Consider the following 8,853-nt stretch of genomic DNA (forward strand, 5'->3'; position numbering starts at 1 on the left):
TGAATTTTTTTCATTTTTTAAAATGGTCTCTCGCCTTTTCTTTCGGATCTCTCAGCAGAGAAGCCTCTGCCATTCCGATTGCCGCAAAGATAAAAGGTGTTGACAGAACCTGCTGGAAAGAGACCAGGCCATGAATCATGTATGCACATCCTGTTATTACGGCAATCTTGCAGAAAGAATGATGATTTTCTGAATACCTGATCACTGAGGAAAGGAGAAAABCATAGTAGGTAATCATCCCTGCTAAGCCGAATACTGCAAGATGATTCAGAGGTTCATTATGTGCGTTCTGGATCGGATCTCCGGTCCAGGCGGTCCAGTACTCTTCAGGTGCATAGGTTTTAAATCCTTTATACAGCTGATCTGGCCCAACCCCGAAAAGAATCCTCAATGGAGCTTTCTGAAGAATTGAAACCAGAAGACTGCAGGTTAAAGCGAAAATGGTCCACCTCCCATGCCCCCATTGGTCATTGATCAGAAGATATGAATTATCTATGCGCAAAGAATCAGGTAAGAATCCTGCAGAATTCAGAAACACATAAACTGCAAGAAGGACCAGAATTGCCCCGATTGCTTTTCTGAACCATGAGATCAATGATTCTGCAGAAATCAATTTTTTCTTCAGAACTGCTAGCAGAATCATCGATGAAGAAGTCAGGATCCATGGCAGAGCTGTTCTGGTTAGAAGTGTAGATAAGAATCCAAGGGCCATGACATGCCAATGGAAGATTGTCTGCAGAATACCGCTGACACCCCCCGAAAGAAATATCAGGAACAGTCCTTCCAGATAGCGTTCTGCCTGAGCTTTGTTTTTCACATAAAGGAAAAATGAAATCAGAAGAATAGAGGCTAAGCCTAGGACAGCACTATCTGCATCCGTCATGACAGAACTCATACTTCCGGCGAATATATAACATGCATCAAAAATATAAGTCTTCTCAGAAGCTGATCCATTCAGAAAGAATACGAGTCCAATCGGAAATACTGCTGTAAAATACCCTGCATACCAGTCAATATTTCCAATCGTAGAAACATAGTGATAAAGCTGAAAAGAGCTTACATCTCCCGCTGTATTGAAAGGATAAAGCCAGAACCGATTGATGATCACCAGAAAAAAGATCAGGAAGCTTACTAATTCTGCAATTCTGAAAATACATGGATTCGGTTTCCAGAATCGGCTGACAAAGAAATAAATCATGGCAAAGGAAAACTGAGCAAGCAAGCCCATATGCCATCCGTCATATCCGCTGATACTGGAGAAAGGATCCAGGGAGAACATCTCTGAAATTAACACCGCAAGCATATACAGCATCAGGAACCGATCCGGAACAGAAAAGACATTGTCTTTCTTCTCTTTTTCCGGCAGGAATGCAAATAGGATTCCTAATATGATCAGAATTCCGGGAACCCAGAACCGTGAAAGAGGAAAACCATAGCTGAATGCCTGATAGAACTCCCATTTTGCTTCGCCGATATCGAAATAATGATTTCTCATATACAGAGGAAGCCCTGCAGCCAGAAGAAAGAGGTATACATTGATGAGGATATTCATCCATTTTTCAAGTCGTTTTTTCATAACCAGTTTCCCTTTCTTCAGCTTCTGCGGAATCTCTGAAGAATTCTTCTCATCGGGCGTTCCACATTGATATTCTTCAGCAGCAGATTGATCGCCAGATAGCTGATGATCGAACATACTATGACAAAAACGCACATCAGTAATGCATTTGAGGAGAGATAACGGTACCCGAGAAAAGAGAAAACCAGAATGCCCGAGCACGATGCCAGGCACTTCCATGCATTGGACACAATGGCCTTCTGATCAAAGAGCCAGAAGTAATCACGGATGTGATACATCAGAATGCAGAATACCGTAGCTTCGGCAAAAAGTGTCGTCAAGGCAGCCCCGGATGCTTTGAAGACAGGAATGAAAAACAGATTCAATACCAGGTTTTCGACTGCACCTACGGCCGTAGAAAGCAGATTGACCGACTCACGATGAAGCGGCAGATTGACGCAGTATGCAATGGCTCCTCCGAATACCGCAATCGGGACAGCAGCTGCCAGAATCTGAAGCGGAAATACGGATTCCATGACTTTTTTCCCGGCAACGATCTCAACGATCGGCTCTGCCAGAATGAAAATGCCGAGGCTCACCGGCAGTGCAACCACGATCATGTCGTTGATGACCTGATTCAGCAGCTGTCGGAACTCTTCCATGCGCTGATGGGCAAAATAATCGCTGAGCCGTGTCACAGTCACATTGTAGATCGCCGCCAGCAGCTGCTTAACGACGGTATAGACCTTGACTGCGATGGAATAGATACCGCCATAATAATCTCCGACCATCCAGCCGATCATGACATTATCGATGTTCAGATAAATCGATACTGCAAGGTTATTGGAAAACAGGACAAGAACAGGTTTGATGTGATCACGGAAATGAATGTCCTTAGTCAGATGCAGACTGCAGTACTGACGGACATGAATCAAATTCATAATCGCAATGAAGCCGTTAGTGCCAACCTGGATGGCAGCATACTTATAATAGTCATCCGGGGTTCTGACCAGAAGGATGGTCAGAATGAAACTGAGAATCTGGATGACAATGGAACGGACCGTAATATAGAGGTAGTCCTCATAGATCACATTCAGCCAGTCTACGCCGATCGTTGAAAAGACGATCGATGCACTCATGATGACTAACAGTACCTGACGTTCCTTCAGATTCGGAAAGACGGCAATGCAGATGAACAGAACCACATAAGCGACGAGTGTCGTGAGGATGTTCATCGTGAAGATCTCATCGGCAAACTGCTGCATCTTCTCCGGATCAGAGCGGAATTTGCCACCTTCCCTGGTGGCATAGGTGGTAAAGCCAAGGGAGGCAATCAGCCCGATATAGCCGATGAAGGACTGGGCAAAGGTGATCTTGCCAAGGTTTTCCAGCTGCAGGGCTCTGGTTACATAGGGAAAGATGATCAGGGGAAATACGATGGAGACAATCGTCCTCACCGTATTCAGGACCATATTCACTTCTACGGACTTCGTGTGCTTATTCATCCGGTTCTTTGAACCTCTTCAATACCTCTGTCCACTGCGTTTCCCATTTTTCTCTGGAAAAAGCAGCATGGACGGTTTCCTGGCCCCGGCTTGCATAAGTCTTTCTCAGTTCTGGGTTTTCAATCAGTTCTTCAAGAGCATCATGAAAGTCTCCTGCCAGGGGTCTGACCATTCTTCCGTTATAACGGTCCAGGATGATATTGCTCATGCCGCCGACATCGGAACAGATGACGGCACATCCTGCTCCCATCGCTTCCAGCAGTGAAAAGGAAGTGCCTTCTGATCCGATGGTCGGAACGAGTGCGATATCCTTTGTTTCATGAATCTTCAGACTGTCATGAGGCGCATAAGTGAGAAAGGAAACATTCGGGAATGCATCAAATACTTCATGAAGCTCCTGTTCGTATCTGCCATCACCTGCCAGCGTGAAAGTGACTTCCGGATGTTTCTTCAGAATCGATGGCATGAACTGTGAAAGAAGCTCTACCCCCCGGATAGTGACAAATCTTCTGGCAAAGATGATCCTTGCGGGGCCGTCATATACTGGTCTGGAAGAAGTCACATCAGAAAAGTTCGGAATCACCTGATAGGCAATATCTCTTCTGGTGGTCTGAGTTCTGAGCCAGTTGATATAGTTGTCATCCACGCAGACCGTAAAGGAAACCAGCTGATGGCGTTTCACTTCGCCGTCTGCCTGCAGATGGCGAAGAAAGGAATCAAACGGAGGTCTGACCTTCCGGTCCATAATCGTCGGGATATCCCAGTAGATACCATGCTGGATCATCAGAGAATGAGAAAAATGATGGGGTTCTGTCTGGGTGCTTGTTGCAAAGATCAGCAGATCATTCTTCAGATCTCCCTGTTCTTCTGCTTTCTTCACGAGATCTTTTGTCCAGGCCTTGCGGACTTCCTTCACTCCGATGATATGCAGGCCGTTTTCAAGGGTCTTTTCAAAGTCTCTGACGGATCTCTGATAGACAATAGTCTCATAGCCAAGACAGATGGAAAGAGCACATAAATTTTCAATATAGTTCTGCAGGCCGCCGATGATGATGCGGTCATCGTTTCTCTCATCCAGATAGCGGTTGTAGATGATATGAATTCTCATGATCAGTTCCTCGCTTCCTGGCTCAGGTCACATCCGGAGAGTTCCAGGAAGTGATCTGTTTTCTCTTTCTCAAATACGGTGAAATACTGATAATCCGCCAGGGTCAGCCCTTCTGACATCTTCGGAATATTCGTATGAAGATCTTCAAAGAGCAGGAATCCATTCAGCAGAATGAGCCCCATCAGGGTCACAGCTGACTTCTTGCGGGAAGAAATTCCGGAAAGCATTTCCGGAAGCAGAATCAGAATGATGAATTGCAGGAAATCAGAAACCCTGGACATCAGACTGTAGCCGGAAAAGCAGAAATAGATGAAAACCGAAAACAGGAAGACCAGCACCTCAAACTGCAGGAATTCATTCTCATGAGAATCCATGAAATGATACAGGATCAGAATCCCAGCTCCGAATACAGCCTCCATCGCAATGCCCATGAAGCTGAAAGAAGGCGCCAGCAGATATTTCAGAATATGCATGAATGGTGCCCAGGGAGTGCCGGCAATCGACTGGACTAATGGCGGAAGCACCGTCGTGAAGATCACGGTCAGTCCGATCGCAATGCCAAGACCGATTCCGATCAGCTTTCCTGGCTTCTTCTGAAAGATCGGTACCAGACGATAGAGCAGCGGGATGATCAGCGCGGGAAGGGCTGTTTCATGGAACAATACTGCCGCAATTGCAAAAATCTCGTATCTCAGATACTGCTTCTTCGGAAGAAACTCATAGAAGCCGAAGAGATACAGGCACATGGCAATCATCTGCCGGATGCCGCTCGAATAATAGACCACCATATATCCTGATCCGATGAACAGCAGCATGCTGAGCAGAATATTCCTGCTTTTCTTCTGCACGACTGCAGCCATAAGTCCGCAGCAGATCAGGTTGACCAGCAGCACGAACCATCGGTATTCTTTCAGGAAAACTTTGCTCCAGTAGATCAGAATGCTGAACAGGAGATTACGCTGAAACCCATTCTCAAATGCTCCTTTTACCGGTGTCTCAATCCAGTGGAACAGATAATAATACGTATCCTGGTCTGTTCCCATATTGAAGCGGACTGCAAACAAGACCAATAAAATCCAGAACAGGACATAATCTGTTTTCGTATTCGATTTTCTGCGGAACTGCTCTGCAAGAAGCCAGACTCCGAGTGCTCCATAAATCAGAAAGATATACATCTGTCAGCTGCCTTTATAATCCTTTGCATTCCAATATTGTATCAGAGTGCGGAAAGAACGGCACACAATCGCGGTCAGCGGAAAAGAGACATGATTATGCAGCAGAGCCTGGTAAGCTTCCCGGACATTATTCCAGTAGCCGGAACCATTGCTGGTTCCTCCATAGAACATCTCAATCATGACTTCTGGCACATAAGCAAGCTTCACGCTTCCATCTTTCAGAATCCTGAGCATGAAATCATAGTCAGAAGAACTGTGATACTGCAGATCATAAAGACCGTATTTCTCATAGACCTCCCGCTTCAGATAGAGGGTCGGGTGGGCGGGCATCCATCCGAAATGCAGGTTCCCCTGCCCCATCTTCCAGTAGCGGCAGCACTTTCCCTGATTCATGTAAACCAGATCCGCATGAACTCCCTGGTATTCTCCGGAATTCAGAGCAGAAATCATCGTGCTAACAGCATGGCTGGAGGTAAATAGATCATTGAATACTGCCAGCACTTCTCCGGAAGACATCCGGATCGCTTTGTTCATGCCATCATAGATGCCATGGTCTGGTTCTGATTTCCAGACTATGGTTTTCCCATTCGGATTCTGTTTTACGGTTTCTGCATAATAGCGGATCCGATCTAACGTACCATCTGAAGATTCGCCGTCTGCGATCACGATTTCCAGATTGTCATAATCCTGTGAAAGGGCACTCTGAATCGATTGTTCAAAGTGCTCCTTGCAGTTGAAGGTTGTCATCAGGAGAGTAACTTTTTCTGACATGCATACTCCTATCGGTTATTCTGCTCATCGGTGGATCCCGGCCTGCGCAGAATCGTTCCGGTTTCCAGACGTTTCATGGTATTGGCAATTTTGCGGTAAGGACGGTAGATCTCATGTTCAAAGAAACGATGGCGTTTCAGCATGGCTTCATACTGACGCACATTGATGGAATGAGGTCTTCGGCCTGCTTCCTTGAGATCACGATCAAAGATTTCATACAGGAAGTCTTTCAGCTCATAGGGATTCTTCCGATCCTGAATCGGGTTCTGGTTCAGGATTTCCAGAGCCAGATCCTCATCTGCATCTACTTGTTTCACATAGGCAATGACATCATCAAAATCAGAAAAGTCATGACAATTGATAAATGCTTTCGCATTGAAATCCAGGGAAACATCCGGATCTCCATAATAGATCGGAATCGTATACGCCCGGAATGCGTCTACGATCTTCTCGGTCAGATAGCCCTTGTATGAAGTATTTTCAAAAGCGATGGAGAACCGGTAATCCTTCTGGAACGATTCTTTGTTTTCGATCGGGCCGCCGACATTGTTGAGGTATCTTCCGCCGCTGTCTACCTGCTTATATGTACTGAGCTTCTGATAAAACTGCGCCCGGACATCTTCTGCAAAGCAGTTGGATACCACGAAGTTGCAGAACTTCCGGCTTCGCCATTCCTCTCTGGTAACGATTCTGCGCTCTTTCAGAAGATCCAGGTACCCCTTGCGGTATTCATGGAGCAGATAGAACGGAATCCGCCGATACCGATCTCCGAACGAAATCCGATCAAAGCCAAAAGCATAATCACATTCATTGAAGTCAGGAACGACGCATTCTCCGGTATAGAAGATCCTGATGCAGTCATAATCCAGATGCTGATAACCAAAGACAGAATAAATGACATAATCCGGGTGATCGGTGAGTTCCACGTCATACCGTTCTCTCAGAAACCGGATAAAGTCATTATGTTCCCGATCAAATGCCGGATTGAAGTCGGCAAACTGAAGTCTGATTTTTCTGCGTTTCTCGCCCATACTCTAACAAAATTAGCCCTTTCTAAGTCTTCTGCAAAATTGCTGATCAAGATCTTCATGACCGCAGGAACAAAAGATTATCTCTGAAGGGAACCATTGGCTGTCCAGCTAATCATTCTTTACAATGCCTTCCAGAGCATCCTCAAAAAGAGGACCAAATCAGAACTTTTCTCCAATATCACTGATCCTGCTTTTCCACATGGCAATTCAGGTAATACAGATATCCAAGTGCCAGGAAAAATAAGATTCCCGGCAGATGACTATCATCTCCGACAAATGCCACCGAAGAAAGCATAGAGCCCCAGAAGATGCAGATCACAAGGATGATCAGCCATTGCCCAGATGGATCCTTCAGATATTTCCGATTATTCCAGACTTTCTTCAGCCCTTCGAACAGGTAGATGCAGAACGGAATAAATCCAGCAGCTCCTGTCCATAAAAGCACATTTACAAAAGCGTTATGTGCATTTGTAATGGCAGAATAATAGGCATTCACAACGTCTCCATTCAGCCAGCCCTGGCCGAAGATCGGATACTGCAGGAACCCCGAAACTGCAGCCTTCCAGATTCCTAATCTGCCGCTGCTGAAGCTGTTGATAAACTCTTCTGATGAAGAACTGGAGGCTTTGAATGTCCCAGCATGTGTGAAAACATAACCAAGAATCAGAGCACAGGCACCCGCAAAGAGAATCCATAGGGAGGCCTTCTTCGAGACTCTCTTCCTCATCTGCCTGTAAAGAATAAACGCAAATACAATTGCAACTTCCAGATAAGCATTTCTGGCATCAGCAAGCAGAATCATCAGCAGCGAAAGAACCGTATTCAGATAGCAGAACCAGCGGGGAAGCTTCTTTTTTTCAGTCAGATAGAAAGAGAGAATAATTCCAGCGACACAATGGTATCCGCCCGATGTCGCATATCCCATGATTCCGAAATACCGGATGCGATCCCCCCTCCAGTTCGTAACAGCTTCGCCGGGAATGCCAAGAACTGTATTCCAGCCATTCCGGTAAAAAAGAAACATCACAAGCGAAACAGAAATCAGAAGAAACAATTCAATAACCAGAAGACGCGGGATCGGATCAAAATCTTCCGAAAAAGAATCTGAGTAATAGTATCCGATCGACACTGCCABGTACGAAGTCATGATAAGATATCCGATTCCGGCAATCTGCCCGACCGATGGTGCACGGGCTCCGAAAATCAATGATAAGCAGGCTGCCGCAGTCAGTGCAGCAGAACTTCGGCTCAGCAGTCCGGGAGGAACCTGATGGTGCACCAGATCGCCAATCAGAATGAGAGCTGTCCATACACAGTACCCCAGCCGCATGATGGTATAGAAAAAAGACAGATCCGTTCCTTGCTCAAAGAAAAATGGCACCACCGCAATGATTACCATCATTGCATACAGATAGAACTTGCAGAGATTTCTGCGATCTGACAGGAAATCAATAAATCTTTTCATCTTTCTCTCCAAATAAAAAACCGCCTTACACATTATATCGTGTAAAGCGGTCATTTCTAGATGATGGTTCTTGCAGGAAATTTAGTTCTTCACTTGTAAAAGTTAACGCAACCCTGGTATTGCATTAAGTATGTCTGAACAAGAAGTTATAAAGGGCTTGCATTAAGTAGATCTGAAACGGTTCTTCCTTTAACATTTAGATATCAGCCAGATTACTGCCATCTAACGATAGAACTGGAGGAA

At 45.5% G+C, this 8,853-nt stretch carries 7 protein-coding genes; all 7 read right to left on the reverse strand.

Annotated features, from left to right (window positions below; all coding sequences use genetic code 11):
* Window positions 1–10: 10 nt before the first annotated feature.
* The 7 genes from FYJ51_RS04580 to FYJ51_RS04610 all read right to left on the reverse strand — a co-directional run bounded on the left by FYJ51_RS04580 (window position 11) and on the right by FYJ51_RS04610 (window position 8,610).
* Window positions 11–1,576: an O-antigen ligase family protein gene (locus FYJ51_RS04580; protein WP_205946187.1), complete on the reverse strand. Its 1,566-nt coding sequence runs from the start codon at window positions 1,574–1,576 to the stop codon at window positions 11–13.
* A gap of 17 nt (window positions 1,577–1,593) precedes the next feature.
* Window positions 1,594–3,060 carry a flippase gene (locus FYJ51_RS04585; RefSeq protein ID WP_154503797.1) on the reverse strand — a complete coding sequence of 489 codons (1,467 nt, stop codon included), beginning with the start codon at window positions 3,058–3,060 and terminating at the stop codon, window positions 1,594–1,596.
* Complete coding sequence (locus tag FYJ51_RS04590) at window positions 3,053–4,168, reverse strand: glycosyltransferase family 4 protein (protein ID WP_154503800.1); 1,116 nt, start codon at window positions 4,166–4,168, stop codon at window positions 3,053–3,055. Before FYJ51_RS04590 ends, FYJ51_RS04585 begins: the two co-directional genes overlap by 8 nt.
* 2 nt (window positions 4,169–4,170) lie before the next feature.
* Complete coding sequence (locus tag FYJ51_RS04595; RefSeq protein ID WP_154503803.1) at window positions 4,171–5,343, reverse strand: EpsG family protein; 1,173 nt, start codon at window positions 5,341–5,343, stop codon at window positions 4,171–4,173.
* Between the two features lie 3 nt (window positions 5,344–5,346).
* Window positions 5,347–6,114, reverse strand: coding sequence for a glycosyltransferase (locus FYJ51_RS04600; protein ID WP_154503806.1), 768 nt, complete (start codon window positions 6,112–6,114; stop codon window positions 5,347–5,349).
* An 8-nt stretch (window positions 6,115–6,122) separates the two neighbouring features.
* Window positions 6,123–7,145 (reverse strand): glycosyltransferase family 10 domain-containing protein, encoded by a 1,023-nt coding sequence (locus FYJ51_RS04605; protein ID WP_154503808.1) that lies wholly within the window; start codon window positions 7,143–7,145, stop codon window positions 6,123–6,125.
* A 178-nt stretch (window positions 7,146–7,323) separates the two neighbouring features.
* Entirely contained in the window at window positions 7,324–8,610 is a 1,287-nt protein-coding gene (locus FYJ51_RS04610; RefSeq protein WP_205946188.1) for an O-antigen ligase family protein, read from the reverse strand.
* Window positions 8,611–8,853 lie beyond the last annotated feature (243 nt).

Origin of the sequence: Stecheria intestinalis, from assembly GCF_009696165.1 — a bacterium.
GTDB classification, from domain to species: Bacteria; Bacillota_I; Bacilli_A; order Erysipelotrichales; family Erysipelotrichaceae; genus Bulleidia; species Bulleidia intestinalis.